13 protein-coding genes and 1 pseudogene are annotated in these 20,270 nt (G+C 49.9%); 11 read left to right on the top strand and 3 right to left on the bottom strand.

Annotated elements, in window-relative coordinates; all coding sequences use genetic code 11:
* The 11 genes and pseudogenes from AC1DN5_RS04130 to AC1DN5_RS04180 all read left to right on the top strand — a co-directional run.
* Nucleotides 1–4,464: amino acid adenylation domain-containing protein (locus AC1DN5_RS04130; RefSeq protein ID WP_476982766.1), on the top strand; the 4,464-nt coding region annotated here is incomplete at its 5' end.
* Nucleotides 4,465–4,482: 18 nt separating this feature from the next.
* Nucleotides 4,483–8,286, top strand: a complete 3,804-nt coding sequence (locus AC1DN5_RS04135) for a non-ribosomal peptide synthetase (RefSeq protein WP_366969307.1) — start codon at nucleotides 4,483–4,485, stop codon at nucleotides 8,284–8,286.
* Between the two features lie 72 nt (nucleotides 8,287–8,358).
* On the top strand, nucleotides 8,359–8,739 hold the full coding sequence (locus tag AC1DN5_RS04140; RefSeq protein ID WP_366969308.1) for a DUF1360 domain-containing protein: 381 nt from the start codon (nucleotides 8,359–8,361) through the stop codon (nucleotides 8,737–8,739).
* Nucleotides 8,740–8,857: 118 nt separating this feature from the next.
* Nucleotides 8,858–10,399: a glycoside hydrolase family 10-like protein gene (locus tag AC1DN5_RS04145; RefSeq protein WP_366969309.1), complete on the top strand. Its 1,542-nt coding sequence runs from the start codon at nucleotides 8,858–8,860 to the stop codon at nucleotides 10,397–10,399.
* A gap of 139 nt (nucleotides 10,400–10,538) precedes the next feature.
* Nucleotides 10,539–11,681, top strand: a complete 1,143-nt coding sequence (locus AC1DN5_RS04150; RefSeq protein ID WP_016935926.1) for an acyl-CoA dehydrogenase family protein — start codon at nucleotides 10,539–10,541, stop codon at nucleotides 11,679–11,681.
* 32 nt (nucleotides 11,682–11,713) lie between these two features.
* Nucleotides 11,714–13,366: pseudogene (locus tag AC1DN5_RS04155) on the top strand (AMP-binding protein); the annotation flags it as partial.
* Between the two features lie 21 nt (nucleotides 13,367–13,387).
* On the top strand, nucleotides 13,388–14,737 hold the full coding sequence (locus AC1DN5_RS04160; RefSeq protein WP_016935928.1) for an acetyl-CoA carboxylase biotin carboxylase subunit: 1,350 nt from the start codon (nucleotides 13,388–13,390) through the stop codon (nucleotides 14,735–14,737).
* On the top strand, nucleotides 14,734–14,946 hold the full coding sequence (locus AC1DN5_RS04165) for an acetyl-CoA carboxylase biotin carboxyl carrier protein subunit (RefSeq protein ID WP_016935929.1): 213 nt from the start codon (nucleotides 14,734–14,736) through the stop codon (nucleotides 14,944–14,946). Before AC1DN5_RS04160 ends, AC1DN5_RS04165 begins: the two co-directional genes overlap by 4 nt.
* Nucleotides 14,947–14,961: 15 nt before the next feature.
* On the top strand, nucleotides 14,962–15,861 hold the full coding sequence (locus tag AC1DN5_RS04170) for a hydroxymethylglutaryl-CoA lyase (RefSeq protein WP_366969311.1): 900 nt from the start codon (nucleotides 14,962–14,964) through the stop codon (nucleotides 15,859–15,861).
* 15 nt (nucleotides 15,862–15,876) lie between these two features.
* A complete protein-coding gene (locus tag AC1DN5_RS04175) occupies nucleotides 15,877–16,656 on the top strand; it encodes an enoyl-CoA hydratase (RefSeq protein ID WP_016935931.1) in 780 nt (259 codons plus the stop codon).
* A gap of 17 nt (nucleotides 16,657–16,673) precedes the next feature.
* Nucleotides 16,674–18,203 carry an acyl-CoA carboxylase subunit beta gene (locus AC1DN5_RS04180; RefSeq protein ID WP_095240635.1) on the top strand — a complete coding sequence of 510 codons (1,530 nt, stop codon included), beginning with the start codon at nucleotides 16,674–16,676 and terminating at the stop codon, nucleotides 18,201–18,203.
* A gap of 55 nt (nucleotides 18,204–18,258) precedes the next feature.
* On the opposite strand, the gene uptA is transcribed toward AC1DN5_RS04180, so the two are convergent.
* The 3 genes from uptA to AC1DN5_RS04195 form a co-directional block, all read right to left on the bottom strand.
* A complete protein-coding gene (gene uptA / locus AC1DN5_RS04185) occupies nucleotides 18,259–18,849 on the bottom strand; it encodes an undecaprenyl phosphate transporter UptA (protein ID WP_016935933.1) in 591 nt (196 codons plus the stop codon).
* 74 nt (nucleotides 18,850–18,923) lie between these two features.
* Nucleotides 18,924–19,817, bottom strand: a complete 894-nt coding sequence (gene galU, locus AC1DN5_RS04190) for a UTP--glucose-1-phosphate uridylyltransferase GalU (protein ID WP_327814360.1) — start codon at nucleotides 19,815–19,817, stop codon at nucleotides 18,924–18,926.
* Between the two features lie 6 nt (nucleotides 19,818–19,823).
* Nucleotides 19,824–20,231: a GtrA family protein gene (locus AC1DN5_RS04195; RefSeq protein WP_045927046.1), complete on the bottom strand. Its 408-nt coding sequence runs from the start codon at nucleotides 20,229–20,231 to the stop codon at nucleotides 19,824–19,826.
* Between the last annotated feature and the right edge of the window lie 39 nt (nucleotides 20,232–20,270).

The raw sequence follows: 20,270 nt of genomic DNA on the forward strand, positions 1-20,270 counted from the left end.
GAAGACGGCGGTGTCGGCTACAATATGCCGGCTGTGCTGGAACTGACGGGCCCGCTTGACCGCGGCCGGCTGGAGGAGACGTTCCGGCAGCTTGTCGAGCGGCATGAGTCGCTCAGAACGTCCTTTGAAACGGGACATGACGGCGAACCGGTGCAGCGCATCCATGACAGCGTGCCGTTTCAGCTGGATGAAGCCGAGTCAGCTGACGCATTCGTCCGGCCGTTTTGTCTGGAGGAAGCGCCGCTCTTCCGGGCGGCCCTCGTGAAAGAATCGGACGAACGCCATCTTTTATTAACGGATATGCATCATATTATTTCCGATGGTGTATCCGTCAACACCTTGATTAAAGAATTCGGCGAGCTGTACGCAGGGCGCTCGCTTGTGCCGATGCGCCTTCAATATAAAGACTATGCCGTCTGGCAGCGGTCGTTTCAGCAGAAGGAAGGATATCAGAAACAGGAAGCGTATTGGCTGAAGCGGCTTGAAGGCGAGCTTCCGGTGCTTGAGCTTCCGGCTGACAAGCCTCGTCCGGCTGTCAGAAGCTTTGCGGGCGGCAACGTATCGTGCACGCTTGACGCTGAAACGGCATCCGGTCTTCACCGCATCGCCCGCGATCACGGCTCCACTTTGTATATGGTGCTTCTCGCCGCGTACAATACGCTGCTCGCGCGATTGAGCGGACAGGAAGACATTATCGTCGGCTCGCCGATTGCCGGGCGTCCGCACAAAGACCTTGAACCGATTCTGGGGATGTTCGTCAATACACTCGCCATCAGAACGGAGCCGAAAGGGGACAAACGGTTTACCGATTACTTGGCGGAAGTCCGTCAGGCCGCACTGGAAGCGTATGAGCATCAGGACTATCCGTTTGAAGAGCTTGTGGAACGGCTCGGCGTGCAGCGGGACATGAGCCGCAATCCGCTGTTTGATGCCATGCTTGTCGTACAAAATATGGAGCATGAGGAATTGCTTCTGGACGGTTTGCATATTCAGCCTGCGGACATGTCCCGTCCGGTTTCCAAATTTGATTTCACTTTGCAGGCTTCTGAAGGCGGGGGACAGATTCATTTTCTGTTTGAATATGCCGCGGCTTTATTCCGAAAAGAAACGATGGAACGCTGGGCTTCCCACTTTTTGACGATGCTTGAACACATTGTCCGTGAACCGGAATCCTCTTTACGGGAGATCAATATGCTGACAGAACCGGAACGAAACCGGATTCTTGCGGATTTTAACAGCATGACGGATAAACAGCTGCCGGAAAAAACAGTTCATGAACTGTTCATCACCCAGGCACAAAAAACACCTGATGCTGCGGCCCTTATCAGCGGGGAAACATTGGTCACATATAAAGATTTAGATGAATGGTCGAATAAAATCGCCAGAGCTCTGCAAAAACGGCAGATCGGACCTGATGCAGCCGTCGGCATTGTGATACCAAGATCGCCGGAACAAGTAGCGGCAGTCTTCGGAGTTTGGAAAGCCGGAGGCGCCTACGTCCCGATAGATCCTGAATATCCGGAGGAACGTAAGCAATATATCACCTCAGACAGCGGCGCAGCGATTCTTCTTACCATACGGGGCGCGATAGATCAAGTGCCTGATCATTTTAAAGGTGAAGTACTCGCATTGGAAGATATACAGGAACAGGACGCTTCACCGGTTCAGTCACTGTCGGCGCCGGAGGATTTGGCTTACATCATTTATACGTCAGGGACGACAGGCAGGCCGAAAGGGGTTATGGTCGAACATCGATCCGTCAGCCAGACCCTTCAATGGCGGAGCGGATTTTATAATCTGAATGAGAAAGATACGGTTCTTCAGCTCTTTTCATTTTCCTTTGACGGATTTGTAACAAGTATGTTCACACCGCTGATTTCCGGCGCGAAAGTGGCGGTTTTAGCTGAAGACGAAGCGAAAGATATTCTGGCCATCAAACACTATCTCGCTTCTTGCCGCATTACTCACATGATTATTGTTCCCGTGCTGTACCGTACACTGCTTGACGTACTGGAGCCGGGAGATGCCGAGTCTCTCCGGATTGTCACATTAGCGGGAGAAGCGGTCGATCAACACATGATCAGCCGCAGTTTATCGGTTTGTCCTCACACGGAACTTGCCAACGAGTACGGTCCGACAGAAAACAGCGTCGCCACTGCAGCGGCAAGACATATAGAACAAAATGAGGAGATTACGATCGGCCGGCCGATTGATCATTCACACGTTTATATTTTAAACGGGGATCATCTGCAGCCGATCGGTGTAACAGGGGAACTTTGCATCTCAGGTTCCGGCCTTGCAAGAGGGTACCGCAATCTTCCTCAGCAAACGGCTCAAGCCTTTGTCCAAGACCCGTTCCGGAAGAACCGGCGCATGTACCGCACGGGCGATCTGGCAAAATGGCTGCCGGACGGCACGCTGCAATATATCGGCCGAATGGACGAGCAAGTCAAAATCAGAGGCTACCGGGTGGAGCTGCAAGAAATTGAGGCCGCCTTAACAGGCATAAAAGGTGTCAAAGAAGCCGCCGTCACTGCTCTGTCCGCATCAGCAGGCCAAACGGAATTATGCGCTTATATCGTGACAGAAGAAGGAACAGAAAGCGAAACGGTGAAGCAGGCGCTCAGAAATGAAATGCCCGCTTACATGGTGCCGGCGCTCTTTGAAACACTTGAGGCCCTGCCGGTCACACCGAACGGGAAGCTTGACCGCCGCGCGCTTCCTGAGCCGCGGAAAAAAATGCAAACGGGAGGGGTGTTTACAGAACCTTCCAGCGCCATTGAAAAGGAATTGGCCGCGATTTGGAGCGACGTGCTCGGAACTGAAAACATTGCAGCGGATCAATCATTTTTTGAGCTTGGCGGCGATTCCATCAAAGCCCTGCAAGTCTCGGCCCGATTACACCAGACAGGAAAACAGATCGCTGTAAAAGATATTTTCAGCCGGCCGACAATTAAAGAACTGGCGCCTTATGTCCGTACAGAGCGGCAGCCGGTCAGCCAAGCTCCCGCACAAGGAGAAGTGAAGTGGTCGCCTGTTCAAAAATGGTTCTTCGCACAGGACATGAAGGAAGCAAACCATTTTAATCAGTCCGTTATGCTGACGAGAACAAATGCAATTGATGAAGAGGCTTTGAGGAAGACGTTAAAAGCCATTACCGTTCATCATGATGCCTTGCGCCTTGTATGCAAAAAAGACGGAGAGAAAGGCCTTTTCCTCTTCAACAGACCGGCTGGCCTCCCAGATGAGCAGCTCTACAGCCTGACTATTTTGGAAGCGGCAGGCAATGAGGATGAAAAGGAACGTTTTATAAAACGCCGCGTCGCAGAGCTTCAGAGAAACATGGATTTGGAGAACGGGCCGCTTGTACAGGCGGGGCTGTTCCGCTCTGAAGCAGAAGATTACTTGTTTCTTACCGTCCATCATCTCGCCGTCGACGGGATGTCATGGCGGATTTTATTGGAAGACTTGGCTTCTGCCTATGAGCAGGCTGTCTCCGGAAAAGAAATCAATCTTCCGCCGAAAACCATGTCATTCAAATCATATACGGAGCAGCTGGAGGATTATGCTGAAAGCCGACAGCTGCTTCAGCAGGCGGAGTATTGGCGGGAGATAGAACACTATGAAACAGAAAGTCTCCCTTGCGAGCAGGCAGAACGATCTCAAACTTCTGCGGAAAAACGGAACACGGTATCTTTCACATTGACAGAAAGTGAAACAAATGCGCTGTTGAAAGATGTGCACAGCGCCTACAATACGGATACGCAAGATGTGCTTTTGGCTTCCGCCGTGCTCGCTGTTCAGAAATGGTCGCCGCGGCACGCTTTGAAAATCGCCCTTGAAGGACACGGACGCCAATCGGAGCAGGGCGGTGCGGACATCAGCAGAACGGTGGGGTGGTTCACTTCCATTTATCCGGTGCTTTTCCGGGCGGGAGCTTATGAACCTCTTGAAGAATATGAAATTCGCACATTGAAAACCGTCAAAGACACATTGCGGCGCATTCCGGATAAAGGGAACGGATACGGCGTCCTTAAATATTTGACACCGCCGAAGCTTGCCGGGATGACTTTCGGGAAAGCACCGGAGATCAGCTTTAACTATCTCGGACAATTCGATGCGCCGGGCGGGAATCCGGCAGAAACGGAACAGCCTGATGCGTTTCAGTTTTCTCCTTTGGGCAGCGGAGATGATGTGACGGATACATGGAAACGGGAGCAGTCACTTGAAATCAGCGCGATTGCGGCAAAAGGCCGGATGACCGTCAGCATTTCCTATGAAACGGGACGCTTCCGGCAGGATACGATCGAACGGCTGTCCGAAAGCTGCCGGTATTTTCTCCTGAAACTGTCGGAACATTGCCTCAGTAAAACCGATACGGAGAAAACCGTCAGTGACTTTGATGATCGGGAGCTGACCGAGGAAGCATTGCAGGATATTGCCGACTTACTCAGCTTCCACTAAACCGAGCGGGAGGAACACATGGACAAAACGAAAAATATCCAAAATATTTATCCCCTCAGCCGAATGCAGGAAGGAATGCTTTTTCATTCCTTTCTGCAAAAGGAGGGGGCTGCATATATCGAGCAATCCGTCTTCACCATAAAAGGCCGGCTTCGTCCGGAATTGTTTGAGCAAAGCGTACAGTCTGTCATCAGCCGCCACGATATTTTCAGAACGGTATTTTTACCTCATGTCGCTCAGCTGAACGGCCCCCGCCAAGTCGTGCTTCGTGAGCGGGAATTCCGGCTGCACCGCGAAGATCTTACACATTTGGATGAAGCGGGACAAAACAGCTATATACAGCGATTTAAGGAACGTGACCGCTTAAAGGGCTTTGATTTGCAAAAGGATATGCTGATGCGTGTTTCTTTGTTTAAAACAGCTGACGAAGAATATGTATGCGTCTGGAGCCATCATCACATCCTCATGGACGGCTGGTGCCTCGGCATCGTCCTTCAGGAATTTATGCATATATACCGGGCGATTGAATCAGGCTCACCCGTCACCTTGGAGCCCGCTAAGCCGTACAGCACTTATATTACATGGCTGACCGATCAGGACAACGACGCAGCTTCTGAGTATTGGAAAGGATATTTAGCGGGCTTTGAGACCCCATCAGGACTGCCGAAAATATCGGCCCGGCCCCAGGAAAAAGGCTATCACAAGAAAGAGCTGCTGTTTTCTTTAGATCAAAGCCTGACGGACAAGCTGAAAACGACCGCCAAAGAAGAAGGAACAACACTTGCAGTTCTTATGCAGACCGTATGGGGCCTGATGCTGCAGCGCTACAACCGAACGGACGATGCCGTGTTCGGCGCCGTCGTATCAGGGCGGCCTTCTGTCATTGACGGCGTGGAAAGCATGATCGGACTGTTTATCAATACTGTCCCGGTACGCATTAAAACGGGTGATGAAAGCTTTAGAGAACTGCTGGGCCGCTGCCAGAAAGAAATGCTTGATTCAGAGGCGTTCAGTTATCATCCGCTTGCCGACATCCAATCTCAGACTGAGCTGAAACAGGATTTAATCGACCATATTATCGTGTTTGAAAATTATCCGATTCAGCAGCAGATGAGAGACGCGGAAAAGGAATCGGATGCGCCGTTTAGAATCGGGAATGTCAACGTGTCGGAACAATCGGGCTATGACTTTAACCTCATCATAGCGCCCGGCGATGAGCTGATTATCAAATTCAGCTACAATGCGAACGTTTATGACGAAGTATGGATAGAGAGCGTAAAAGGACACTTGGAAGAAGCGCTGCGCGGCGCCGCTTTTAATCCCGATGTTCCTGCTGACCGGCTTCCGATGCTCGGACAAAAGGAAAAATCAAGAATAATCGGCGAATTTAATAACACGAAAACAACTTATGAAAGAGACGAAAGCATCATCAGCCTATTCAGCCGTCAGGCGGAGAAAACCCCGGATCATCAGGCGCTTCACGCCGGCGGGCTGACGTTGACGTACCGGGAGCTTGATGAACGGTCAACTGCATTCGCCCGCACCCTGCTGGAAAACGGTTTGGCGCAAAAGGGAATTGCCGGGATTTTAGCCGAACGCTCACCGGAATTTATCATCGCTGTTCTCGCTGTTTTGAAAGCGGGAGGGACGTACCTTCCGCTCGATGCAGATCTGCCTTCCGACAGGATCGCCGATATGCTCACTGAGAGCGGGGCACAGCTGTTAACGGTACAAAACGGGATTGAGACTGATATTGACTTTTCTCACATCATCTCTATCCCGGCTGCCGCTGAGAAACAAACCGCTGACGCAGGAAAACTGAATACCGTTACGTCACCTGATGATCTTGCCTATATTATGTATACATCCGGTTCCACAGGAAAACCGAAGGGCGTGATGATTTCCAACCGCAACGTCGTATCGCTCGTGTCAAACAGCAATTACACGTCGGCCGGCACGACGGACCGTCTCATTCTGACAGGGTCCATCGGTTTTGACGCAGTGACGTTTGAAATCTTCGGAGCGCTTTTGAACGGAGCGTGCCTTCATGTGGTTGACCGCACGACAATGCTTGCGCCTGAGAGGTTCGGCCATTATCTTTGTTCCAATCGTATTACGATTCTGTTTTTGACGACGGCGCTCTTTAACCAGTTTGCTCAGGCGGATCCGGAGATGTTTTCCGGATTGCACACCTTATATGTCGGCGGAGAAGCTTTGTCACCGGCGCTCATCAATAAGGTCAGACACCGCTGTCCGAATCTCAGCCTTTATAACATATACGGACCGACGGAAAATACGACATTTTCCACCTTTTATGAAATCAAGCATGATTTTTCTCAGCCGATCCCAATCGGAAAACCGATCACTAATTCAACCGCGTATATCATTGAGAAAAATGGCGGACTTGCGCCGATCGGCGTGCCCGGTGAGCTTTGTGTCGGCGGCGACGGGGTTGCCAAAGGCTACTTAAACAGGCCTGACTTAACAAGTGAAGCATTTGTCAGCCACCCGATTCATCCTGAAGAAAAGATTTACAAAACAGGCGACTTGGCTTATTGGCTGCCGGATGGAAGCATCGGATACATCAGCCGTATCGACCGTCAATTCAAGATTCGCGGAAAGCGTATCGAGCCGGCCGAAATTGAAGCGCGGCTGACTGAAATTGAGGGAATCAGGGAAGCGGCAGTCATCGTGTCAGACGAAGGACAAGAAGCCATCCTTTGTGCGTATTATACAGGCGCGCATGTTGAAGAAAGAACCATTCGCTCCCTATTGGCAAGGCCGCTTCCCGACTATATGATTCCGCAGTATGTGGTAAAGCTTGACCGTATGCCGCTTACCGCAAACGGCAAAGTGGACCGCCGCAGACTCCCTGCGCCAGAACGGAAAAAGACGTCATCAAAAGCCGTTCCCCCGCGAAACTGGGTAGAGCGTGAGCTGATCGACATTTGGTCGCCGATACTCGGCTGCGGGGAGCTGGGCATACAGGATGACTTTTTTGAGCTTGGCGGGCACTCTTTGAAAGCATTGCAAGTCATCCACCAGCTGAAGACCAGACAGCAGATGGATGTCCCGATTGAAATGATATTTGAATATCCGACAATTGAACAATTGGCTGAAAAGCTGTATTCCAGCAAACTGTCAGAAGCCGCCGAACAGCATATCAGCAGATTGAATCAGCCGAAAGGCCGCAACCTTTTCTGTTTTCCGCCAATCTCAGGTTTCGGCATTTTCTTCAAAGATCTGGCGGCGGCATTAAATGGACGGGCTGCTGTGTACGGCTTTAACTTTATTGAAGAAGACAGCAGAATGGAACAATACATTGATAAAATGCTGGAAATCCAGCCGGAAGGCCCTTATATCCTCTTCGGATATTCAGCGGGCGGCAATACGGCATTCGAGGCGGCAAAAGCAATGGAAAAGCGCGGCTTAGAAATCAGCGACGTCATTATCGCAGACGCGTACAGAAAGCTTGACACACTGCCGCCGCAGCCAACAAACGCAACAGCCGAAAATGTCCCGGAAGCCGTCAGGGAAGCGGTCATCAGAAAAACAGAGCGCTATCAAACGTACTGGGCGGAACTGATAAATGACGGCCAAATTGCGGCAAACCTCCATTTTATTGAGGCCGGCATAAAGGGAGAGCACAATGCTGAGCCTGAGCCGAAGAAATGGGAAGGCGCCACAACGGGACTCTATCAGGAATATCAGGGCGAGGGAGCCCATAAAGATATGTTTGAACCCGAGTTTGCACACAAAAATGCCGAGGTCATACTGGACATCGTTGCAAACAGCGGCAGACGCTTGGAACGGAATATGTAGCATCCGGCAGAATGGTTCAGGATGACAGAGGGCAAGATAGGGGAATCAAACCAGGTTTTTGGAGGCTTTGTCATGACGAACCTATCTTGGCTTACATATGTAATGATCATCCTTGCCAGCTATCGGCTGACCCATTTAGTTGTATTTGATAAGATTACCGAATTCATAAGAAAACCCTTTTTAAAGCAAGAAAAAACCATCGATCAAAGCGGGCGCGCCGTCCAAAAAAAAGTCCCTTCCTCCGCATTCGGTTATATGCTGCAATGTTATTGGTGTGCGGGTGTCTGGTGCGCCATATTGATCGGCATCTGCTACTTGGTCTGGCCCCGCTATGCACATCCGGTTATTTTCATTTTGTCCATTGCCGGAGCGCAGGCCATTCTTGAAACCTGTGTCGGCGTCGGAACGAAGGTCATTGACGTGCTCGCCGCCATGAAACATAAAAAGTCCTGAAGCGTTTCAACCGCTTTAGGACTTTTTTCTTTTTTTTAGGCTGAGAAGAATAAAGCAGGCTTTTTGATTCACCGCCCGGAATGCTTCGGAATACCGTAAAGCTGAAAGGGGGAAAAACATGAAAGGCTGCCGTTCCAGCATCATATGGTTTTTGGCCGTTTTACTGACAACAGCAGGCATCTTTACAGTCTCAGCACCAGCAAAAGCTGGCGGCACTCAGGCGAAGAGGGAAATGAGAGCCGTATGGATCGCGTCTGTCACCAATATCGACTGGCCCTCTAAAAAAGGGCTGTCACCCGATGAGCAAAAAAAAGAATACAGCAAGCTGCTGGATGACGTTCAGGCAATGGGGATGAACGCCGTGGTCGTTCAAATTAAACCGACGGCTGATGCTTTTTATCCATCAGATTACGGTCCGTGGTCAGAGTATTTGACAGGAACGCAAGGCAAAAATCCGGGCTACGATCCGCTTGCTTTTTTAGTTGAAGAGACACATAAACGGAATCTTGAATTCCACGCTTGGTTCAACCCTTACCGGATCACGATGAATCACACAAATTTGAATGCGCTTTCAGGTGATCATCCCGCCCGTTCTCATCCGGACTGGGTCGCCGCATACGGAAATCAGCTGTATTATAATCCGGGCATTCCCGAAGTACGGCAATTTATAACGGATGGGATCAAAGAGGTGGTCAGCCGATATGACATTGATGCGGTTCATATGGATGACTATTTTTACCCTTATAAAATCGCCGGAAAGGAATTTCCCGATCAGGCGGCATACGAACGGTACGGAAAAGCTCACTTTGCATCAGTTGATGACTGGCGCAGGGATAACGTCAACCAGCTTGTAAAAGAGATCAATCAGGCCATTAAACGAGAAAAATCTTATGTCAAATTCGGAATCAGCCCATTCGGCGTATGGAGAAATGCCGCAGATGACCCGACAGGCTCCAAAACGGCCGCCGGAGTGCGGAACTACGATGACTTATACGCTGATACGAGAGAATGGATCCAAAAAGGATATATTGATTACATCGCACCGCAGATTTACTGGAGTATCGGCTTTAAAGCGGCGGCATATGACGTCTTAGCGGATTGGTGGGGCAATGAAGTGAAAAATCGTCCCGTGCATTTATATATCGGGCAGGCAGCTTATAAAATCAACAACAACGCTGATCCGCCTTGGGCCGATCCGGAGGAATACGGAAGACAGATTGCTCTTAACAGGGAATCAGCTTGGATTAAAGGCAGCATGCATTTCAGTTTAAAAGATCTGAACCGTAACCCGCTCGATGTGAAAAACCGCTTGATCAATGACATGTACAGCCGGCCAGCATTAATACCCGAGATGCCTTGGCTCGGACATTCCGCTTTAAAAAAACCGGCTGTCAAACGGGCGGAGAAGAACGCTTCAGGCAATACACTCTTTATCGAAGATGCAAAATCCAACGGTAAAAAAACGGCTTATTACGCCATTTACCGCGCAGAAAAGGGAAAGCAGCCTTATTTAGTTGATACAGTCAGAAAAACAGCGCCACGGACGCAGACATTTTCAGATACTGATATCCAGGCGAAAGGCGCCTGCACCTATATCGTTACTTCCGTTGACAGGCTTCACCATGAAAGCCGTCCTTCCGCAAAACGGACGGTTAAATAGCATTTCTAAAAAAACTGACAGTTGCCGCGCTGTCAGTTTTTTTGCGGCAGATGAGTCCGAATGTTCAGACTTTATTTGGATGGAATGAATAAAGATCCCCATTAATAAAATGTAGAAAGCAGCAGAAGGAGGAAGGTTAATGAATTTTCAACTGACAAAAGAACAGCAGATGGTGCGCGAAATGGTCAGAGATTTCGCCAAAAATGAAATTGCCCCGAAAGCCCATGAGGTTGATCAATCAGCCGTCTTTCCGATAGACACATTTAAAAAAATGGGCGAACTCGGCCTTCTCGGAATTCCGTTTCCGGAAGAATACGGAGGAGCGGGCGGTGATACCATTTCCTATGCAGCGGCAGTTGAAGAAATCGGAAAAGCCTGCGGAAGCACGGGGCTGAGCTACGCGGCAGCCGTGTCACTCGGTGCAAGCCCATTGTACTATTTCGGTACTGAACAGCAAAAACAAGAACACCTTACTCCGCTAGCTTCCGGAAAAGCGCTCGGATCATTCGGATTGACGGAGCCGAATGCCGGTTCAGATGCCGGCGGAACACAGACAAAAGCCGAGAAAATGGGTGCTGACTATGTGATAAACGGAGAGAAATGCTGGATCACTAACGCCAATTATGCCCGCACGGTCATTGTCACCGCCGTTACGGGAAAGAACTCCGCCGGAAAACCGATCATTTCAGCTCTTATCGTCCCGACAGACACACCGGGTTTTACGATCACAAGTCCGTACGACAAGATGGGTGTGAGAGGATCTGATACGGCCGAACTTGTGCTGGAAGATGTCAGGGTGCCTGCCGACAACCTGCTCGGTGATCCTGAAAAAGGTTTCAAGCAATTTTTATATACATTAGATGGCGGACGGATTTCGATTGCGGCGCTGGCTGTCGGTATCGCTCAAGGAGCGTTGGAGGCGTCGCTGTCATATGCGAAGGAACGCAAGCAGTTCGGAAGCCCGATATCGTCATTTCAAGCCATCCAATTTAAGCTCGCTGACATGGCGATGGAAATTGACCTTGCCAGACAAATGGTGCTTAAAGCGGCCTGGCTGAAGGATCAAAACCTGCCATTTACGAAAGAAGCGGCATTCGCCAAGCTCTATGCTTCAGAAATGGCCGTCAGAACATGCCTTCAGGCCATCCAAATTCACGGCGGTTCCGGCTATATGAAGGAGTGCGGTGTCGAACGCATGCTTCGTGACGCAAAGCTGATGGAGATTGGCGAAGGAACGTCAGAAATTCAAAGAATGGTCATTGCAAGACAGCTCTTGAAGTGAAATGAAAACGTTTACCAAAACAAGAATGGAAGGAAGCAGGTCATATGGCTGAACTTATCCATTTAACAGCAGGAAAGCTGCTTGAGCGGACCGCGGAGCTTTTTCCGGATCATGAAGCGGTTGTTTACCCTGAGCGCGGCCTTCGTTATACGTATGCGGAGTTTGACCGGTTATGCCGGCAAACCGCAAAAGGGCTGATGAAGCTGGGAGTTGAAAAAGGAGATCATGTGGCCATATGGGCATCCAACATACCGGAATGGCTCGCGGCGCAATTTGCAACGGCGAAAATCGGCGCCGTCCTGGTCACCATCAATACGAATTTTCAAATCGCAGAGCTCGATTACCTGCTGACACATTCAGACGTCACGTCCCTGATTATCATGGATTCATACAGGCAGACATCTTATGTTGAAATGGTGAATAAGCTGATTCCGGAGCTGAAAACTTGTGAGCGCGGCAGGCTGTGTTCGAAACGGTATCCCTTTTTACGGACGGTGTTATATATCGGTGATCAAAGACCGCCCGGCATGCACCGGTGGGATTCTTTGCTGAAGGGTGCCGAGTCTGTAACGGATGCAGCGCTTAACGGAAGGATGGACAGCCTGGATAAGGATGATTGCATTCAAATGCAATATACATCGGGTACGACCGGATTTCCGAAAGGTGTCATGCTCTCACATTTTAATATCGTCAATAACGCGGCCAATATCGCAGAGTGCATGAAGCTTACCCCAAGTGACCGTTTATGCATTCCCGTGCCGTTTTTCCACTGCTTCGGGTGTGTGCTCGGCGTGCTGGCATGTGTTTCCGCGGGTGCAGCGATGATCCCGATTGAACAGTTTTCTCCGCCGGCCGTTCTGAAAACGGTGGAGCAAGAAGCCTGCACGGCTCTGCACGGTGTGCCGACGATGTTTATCGCCCTCCTAAATGACAGCCGTTTTTCTGAATATGATCTTTCTCACGTCCGAACCGGAATTATGGCCGGCTCGCCATGTCCGGCGGAAGTCATGAAAGAAGTGATCGGCAAAATGGGGATGACCGGCATTACCATTGCCTACGGACAGACCGAGGCATCACCTGTCATTACGCAGACAAGAACGGATGATCCGTTTGAAAGAAGAGTGGAAACAGCCGGGCGGGCGCTTCCTCATATCGAAATCAAAATCGTTCGGCCCGGAACATCCGAGGAGGCCGCCCGGGGCGAACCGGGAGAGCTCTGCACCCGCGGATATCACGTCATGAAAGGCTATTATAAAAATCAAGAAGCGACCGAAGAAGCGATAGACAAAGACGGCTGGCTGCATACGGGTGATTTGGCGGTCATGGATGAAGACGGGTACTGCAAAATCACGGGCCGTCTGAAAGACATGCTGATAAGAGGCGGCGAAAATATCTATCCCCGGGAGATTGAAGAAATGTTATATCGGCATCCCGCAGTAGCAGACGTTCAAGTTGTTGGTGTACCTGATCCGAAATACGGAGAAGAAGCCGCGGCGTGGATCAGGCTCAAAGACGGACAAACCGCTTCCACAGAAGACATCAGAACCTTTTGCAAAGAACATATCGCCCGCTACAAAGTCCCCCGGTATGTGTTATTCACAGATGAATATCCCATGACAGCCTCAGGAAAAATTCAGAAATTCAAGCTGCGGGAAAAAACGATTGAAGAGCTCAAGTTAACTTAATGAAAAAGGAGTGCTTCACATTTGTTTACAAAAATCCTGATTGCCAACAGAGGAGAAATCGCCTTACGAATTATCCGCACCTGCAAACGTCTCGGCATTCCCTCGGCAGCTGTCTATTCAGAAGCCGATCAGAATGCGCTCCATGTAAAAGCGGCAGATGAGGCCTATCCGATCGGAAAATCGAGAGTAAATGAAAGCTATTTACATATCGACAGAATCATAGAAGCCGCTAAAGCCGCCGGAGCGGACGCCATTCATCCCGGCTATGGACTGCTGTCAGAAAACAGTTCGTTCGCCGAACGCTGCCGCAAGGAACAAATCACGTTTATCGGCCCGCCCGGTGACATCATCGCCAAGATGGGCAGCAAGATAGAAGCCCGAAAAACGATGCAAAAAGCAAAGATCCCGATCGTTCCCGGTGTTTCAGAACCGTTGCCCGATGTACACTCGGCCTTAGCCGAGGCCCGCGCCATCGGCTTTCCGGTCATGCTGAAAGCGTCCGCTGGAGGCGGCGGAATCGGCATGCAGATCGTACATTCAGAAGAAGAGCTGGCCAAAGCGTTTGAAGGCAATCAAAAGCGGGCTGCATCCTTTTTCGGAGACGGCGCGATGTATATGGAAAAAGTCATTGAAAACGCCCGTCATATTGAAATTCAGATTCTCGCAGATTCTTTCGGCAATACCGTTCATCTGTTTGAACGTGACTGTTCAGTGCAAAGGCGCCATCAAAAAGTGATAGAAGAAGCGCCGTCCCCGTTTGTTGATGATGAATTAAGACAAAGACTCGGCGAAACCGCCGTTAAAGCCGCTAAATCGATCGGCTACCAAAATGCGGGCACCATAGAGTTTCTCGTCGACCAAAAGAAACAAATCTATTTCTTAGAAATGAATACAAGACTGCAGGTAGAGCATCCGGTGACAGAAGAAATTACAGGATTGGATCTTGTGGAAGAACAGCTGAAAATTGCCGCGGGTCAGCCGCTGACTTTTTCACAGAAAGACATCACACATCACGGGCATGCGATCGAAGTGCGGATTTATGCGGAAGATCCGGTCACCTTTTATCCGTCACCCGGCACCATCTCGTCTTTCTCCGTATTACGGCATCCGTCAGTGAGACACGAATGCGCCGTTGAAAAGGGAAGCACCATTTCTCCGTTTTACGATCCGATGATTGCCAAAATGATCGTCACGGCGAATACGAGAAAACAAGCCATTGAACAACTGAAAACCGCTCTTCGCGAATACCATGTAGAAGGGATTAAAACCAATATTCCCCTGCTGTCAAAGATTGCCCATTCAGAAGCGTTTGAAAAGGGTGAAGCGACAACCGGATTTTTACAAACCATGAACGGGGAGGCGTCCAAATGAGTGAGATAAAAATTCAGATGGCGGGAAATCTGTGGAAAATTCATGTGAAACCGGGCGATGTCATCGAAAAAGGACAGGAAGTAGCTGTCTTGGAATCAATGAAAATGGAAATTCCGATTATTGCTGATGTATCCGGAACGGTGAAAGAAGTGAGAAAAGCAGAAGGTGATTTCACCGATGAAGGAGAGGTCCTGATTGAGCTCCAATAAAACGGGAGGTGCAGAATGAACTGTCCGAAGCATGTCCGCATCAACGAAGTGGGACCCCGTGACGGCCTGCAGAATGAGTCCGCGTGGGTGGATACAGAAGATAAGATTGAGTGGATCAATATGCTTTCAAAAACAGGACTTTCCTATATCGAAGTGACTTCATTCGTGAATCCGAGGTGGATTCCGGCGCTGCGTGACAGTCTGAACGTTGCAAAGGGAATTGCCAGAACAGAACATACAGTATACGCGGCTCTCGTTCCAAACCTCATCGGGCTGGAGCATGCGGCAGAAGGCAGAATTGATCAAGCCTGTGTGTTTTTATCAGCAAGCGAAACCCATAACCAAAAAAACGTCAACAAACCGATTGACCGGACCGTTCAAGAGCTCAGGCAGGTCATTTCTGAAGCAAAATCTGAAAAAATGGCAACGAGAGCTTATCTTTCCACCGTATTCGGATGCCCGTATGAACAAAACGTACCGATCGAACAAGTCATCCGGCTCACAGACACGCTTCTTGAAATGGGCGTTGATGAATTATCACTCGGCGACACAATCGGCGCGGCGAACCCCTTGCAGGTCATAGCCGTGCTTGAAGCTCTTTTACCGAGAATTCCCGCCTCAAAAATCGCACTCCATTTCCATGATACAAGAGGCACGGCTCTTGCAAATATCATTCCCGCTCTTGATATGGGGATTACATCCTTTGACACCTCCTCAGGCGGGCTTGGCGGCTGTCCGTATGCTCCGGGATCAGCAGGAAACGCCGCCACTGAAGACGTCATTTATATGCTTGAACAAATGGGGATTGATACCGGGACGGACATGAATAAACTACTTGAAGCCGCCGGCTGGATCGGGGATAAAATCGGCAAAGACCTGCCAAGCAGAAACCTGCAGGTCTTCAGAACGAAATGAGAGAGAGGAGAAGCCATGGGAGATTGTGTATTGTTTTCCGTCTGTCAAGAAACAATCGGCCTGATCATGCTGAACCGCCCGCATGCGGCCAACTCACTGTCATCAGAAATGATTGATGATTTACAGCGTGTGATTACAGACATCAAAAATTCGCCATCCATTCGATGTGTCATTCTCACCGGCTTCGGAAACACATTCTGCGCCGGTGCTGATTTAAAAGAAAGAGCGGGGATGAATCATGAACAAGTCAAACAAAGCGTCAGTCGTATCGGTGAAACCGCCGCCTCAATTGAAGCACTCCCGCAGCCGGTCATTGCAGCGCTGAATGGAACGGCAGTCGGCGGCGGACTTGAACTCGCCCTCGCTTGCGATATCAGAATCGCCGCCAGCCGGGCGGGCCTCGGCCTCCCTGAAACAGGCCTTGCGATCATACCCGGGGCGGGCGGAACACAGAGACTGCCTAGGCTTATCGGACCCGGTGCGGCAAAAGAGTTGATCTATACCGGCCGGAGGCTCACGGCCCAAGAGGGAAAAGACATAAAGCTGGTCGAGCATGTATGTGAAACCGAAGAACTTTTGGAAAAAGCAAAAGCACTGGCCGGCCGCATCGCCGCCAATGGGCCGATCGCCGTCAGACAAGCAAAATTCGCGATAAACAAAGGGCTGGAGACTGATCTCAATACAGGGCTCGAAATCGAACGAAAAGCATATGAACAAGTCATCCCGACACTTGACAGAGAAGAGGGGCTGCGCGCCTTTAAAGAAAAAAGACCCCCTGAATACAAAGGAAAATAAAACTTGGAGGGACTCGGATGGATTACGAAAAAGAACGGCAGACACGCAGCAAAACGATTGAAAAGGGAGGAGCGGCTAAATATCACGCAAGCAACGAAAAAAAGGGAAAACTTTTTGTAAGAGACAGGCTGAAGCTTCTATTCGATGACGGCATATCCGTTGAAGACGCTTTTTTCGCCGAATGCATGTCAGACGGACTGCCGGCCGACGGGGTTGTCACCGGGATCGGAACCATCAGCGGCAGAACCGTTTGTGTGATGGCAAACGACTCAACCGTAAAGGCGGGCTCATGGGGCGCGAAGACGGTGGAAAAAATCATCCGCATTCAGGAAACGGCTGAAAAGCTGCAGTGTCCGCTTCTGTACTTAGTCGATTCAGCAGGTGCAAGAATTACCGATCAGGTCGACATGTTCCCGGGCAGAAGGGGAGCCGGCCGCATTTTTTATAATCAAGTAAAGCTGTCGGGACGCATACCGCAAATCTGTTTATTGTTCGGCCCTTCCGCTGCGGGCGGCGCTTACATTCCTGCCTTTTGCGACATTGTCATTATGGTGGAAGGCAATGCATCCATGTACTTAGGCTCACCGCGCATGGCGGAAATGGTAATCGGTGAGAAAGTTTCGCTTGAAGAAATGGGCGGCGCCCGTATGCATTGTTCCGTATCAGGCTGCGGTGATCTCCTCGCCCGGACGGAACAGGAAGCAATCACGATGGCGCGGACATATCTCAGCTACTTTCCGGCAAATTATACGGAAAAAGCGCCTGTCAGCGAATCCAAGAACCCGAAAGATTTTGAAAAACCGCTCTCAGATGTCATCCCGGCACATCAAAACGCACCGTTCAACATGCTGGATTTAATTGAACGTGTCATCGATGAAGACTCTTTTTTTGAGATTAAACCGTTATTTGCGCAGGAATTAATAACGGGACTTGCACGGATTCACGGACAGCCGGTCGGCATTATCGCCAACCAGCCGCGTGTCAAGGGCGGGGTTTTATTTCTCGATTCGGCGGATAAAGCCGCAAAATTCATCGCTTTGTGCGATGCATTTCATATTCCGCTTCTGTTTTTGGCAGACATCCCCGGATTTATGATCGGAACGAAGGTTGAACAGGCGGGCATCATCAGGCATGGCGCAAAAATGATCTCCGCAATGGCGGAAGCGACTGTTCCGAAGCTTTCCGTTATTGTCAGAAAAGCCTACGGTGCGGGATTATATGCGATGGCGGGCCCGGCTTTTGAACCTGATTGCTGCTTAGCGCTTCCGACTGCGCAAATTGCCGTAATGGGGCCTGAAGCAGCGGTGAATGCGGTCTACGCAAACAAAATCAGCGAACTTGCTCCAGAAGAAAGGCCGGCTTTTATTCAGGAAAAGCGAGATGAATACAAGGAAGACATTAATCTTTACCGTCTTGCCTCTGAAATGGTGATTGACGGCATCGTTCCCGCTGATTCCTTGCGGGACGAACTCAATAAACGCCTCACTGCTTACATGTCTAAACAACTGACTTTCACACACCGGAAACACCCCGTATACCCGGTATAAATAAAAAAGACCGCATAGATCCGGCCCGCGTCCGTTCTTCTATGCAGTCTTTTTTTCATAGTCTTGATCTCATCTTTTTCACGACAAAATAAACAACAATAAATACAAGAGCCAATATAATGATCGGAGTCGTGTACATTCCGGCATAGCTGTCTACATCTTTCCACTGTCCGCCGAGCTGATACCCGAGATAAACGAAAATGACAGACCACGGAATAATCGCAAGCGTCGTCAAGGTGACAAACTTGGAAAGCGGCATTTTCGCGAGGCCGGCCGGGATGGAAATCGCGTGTCTGACGACCGGGATAAACCGGGCCGAGAATACTACACCCGCGCCGTAACGGCGAAACCAGTTTTCGGCAACATCAATATGATGCTTTTTCAGCAATAAGTACTTGCCGTACTTGTCCAAAAACGGCCGCCCCCCATAACGGGCGATCCAGTAAATAAAGCACTGCGCGATCGTTCCCCCGATCACGCCGGCGATAACGGCGCCGATAAAACTGATCGTGCCTTCTGACACCATATAGCCTCCATAGGCCAAAACGATTTCACTCGGAATGATTTCGATCATTAATCCGAGCGCAATCCCGAAATAGCCCATACTTGTCAGCCAGGATAATATTTCACTAATAAAATTGCCCACACTGTTCACAACCTCTTTATCTTTTTACCCAATTATATGACTGATTGACAAGCAAAATGGTTACAAATTATTTTTTAACGCACGTTTTCTTCAGATTCTCTTTTTAACACCTCTTCTAAATAAGCTAAGAGTTTCGGTCTCATTTCCTTCCGCAGCAGCCCGATCTCCGTGCCGGCCTTAAAACAGCCGAGCTTGTCGCCTATATCAAACCGTCTTCCTTCGAGCTCCCGCGCATAGATACTTTGGGTGCGGCACACTTCGCGCAGCGCGTCTGTCAATTGGATTTCGTTGCCTGCGCCTCTTCCGATCGTCTTCAGCGCTTTAAAAATGGCAGGGGTTAATATGTAACGGCCCATCACGGCGATGTGAGAGGGCGCCTTTTCAACAGCCGGCTTTTCAATCAGATCCTCAACCTGGTACACACGACCGTTCTGCCGCCCCGTCTGTATAATACCATATTTGCTGACATCGGCGGGATCGACGGGCTGTACGCCGATCGTTTCTGTGCCGTGTTGGTTATAGACGTCTATGAGCTGCGAGAGCGCGGGAGTGTCAGATACCATAATATCATCACCTAAGAGAACGGCAAAAGGCTCTTCTCCGATAAAATGCTCCGCACACAGCACCGCATGACCTAAGCCGAGCGGCTCTTTTTGGCGGATGTAATGAATATTGGCCAAATCGGCAATCTGCTGCATTTCCTTCAGCATCTCCGTCTTGCCTTTTTCCCGCAGATTGAATTCCAATTCCGCCGACCGGTCAAAATGATCTTCAATCGAGCGCTTGTTTCTTCCTGTAATAATCAGAATATCTTCAATCCCTGACTCGGCGGCCTCTTCTACGATATATTGGATTGCCGGTTTGTCAACGATCGGCAGCATTTCTTTCGGCTGCGCCTTTGTCGCCGGCAGAAATCTCGTTCCTAAACCCGCTGCGGGAATGACCGCTTTTCTCACTTTTTTTCTCATTCATCTTCACTCCTGATCCTGTATGTTTTTCAGCGAATCTCTGAATACCCAGATTCGGTTTCCGATAAAATTCATCATCATTCCGCCGATAGTGGCGGCGAGCTTACTCACCAAAAGCGAACAGCCGCCTTTTTGAAACGCGTACAGCAGCAAAAAGGTGATCCCCGACGCGGCAAGATTAATGATGAGAAAGCACACGATCTCTTTCCCGTCAGCCTTGCGCTTTACACGAAACGTCCAATTCCGGTTCCACACATAGCTATTGATCATTCCAGCCGAATAAGAGCAGATCTGTGCCGGCAGATAAGGGACATGGCAGGCGGTAAGCAGAAAGAAGACCCCAAAATCGATCAGCGTATTGCCGGCCCCGACCGTGCAGAAACGGCCTAATGTCTTTATTTTTCCTTTCAGCATAACAGTGACCTCCCCTCTAATAAGATGCGGATGGTGTCC

It is taken from the genome of Bacillus sp. 01N42_2, assembly GCF_056399565.1.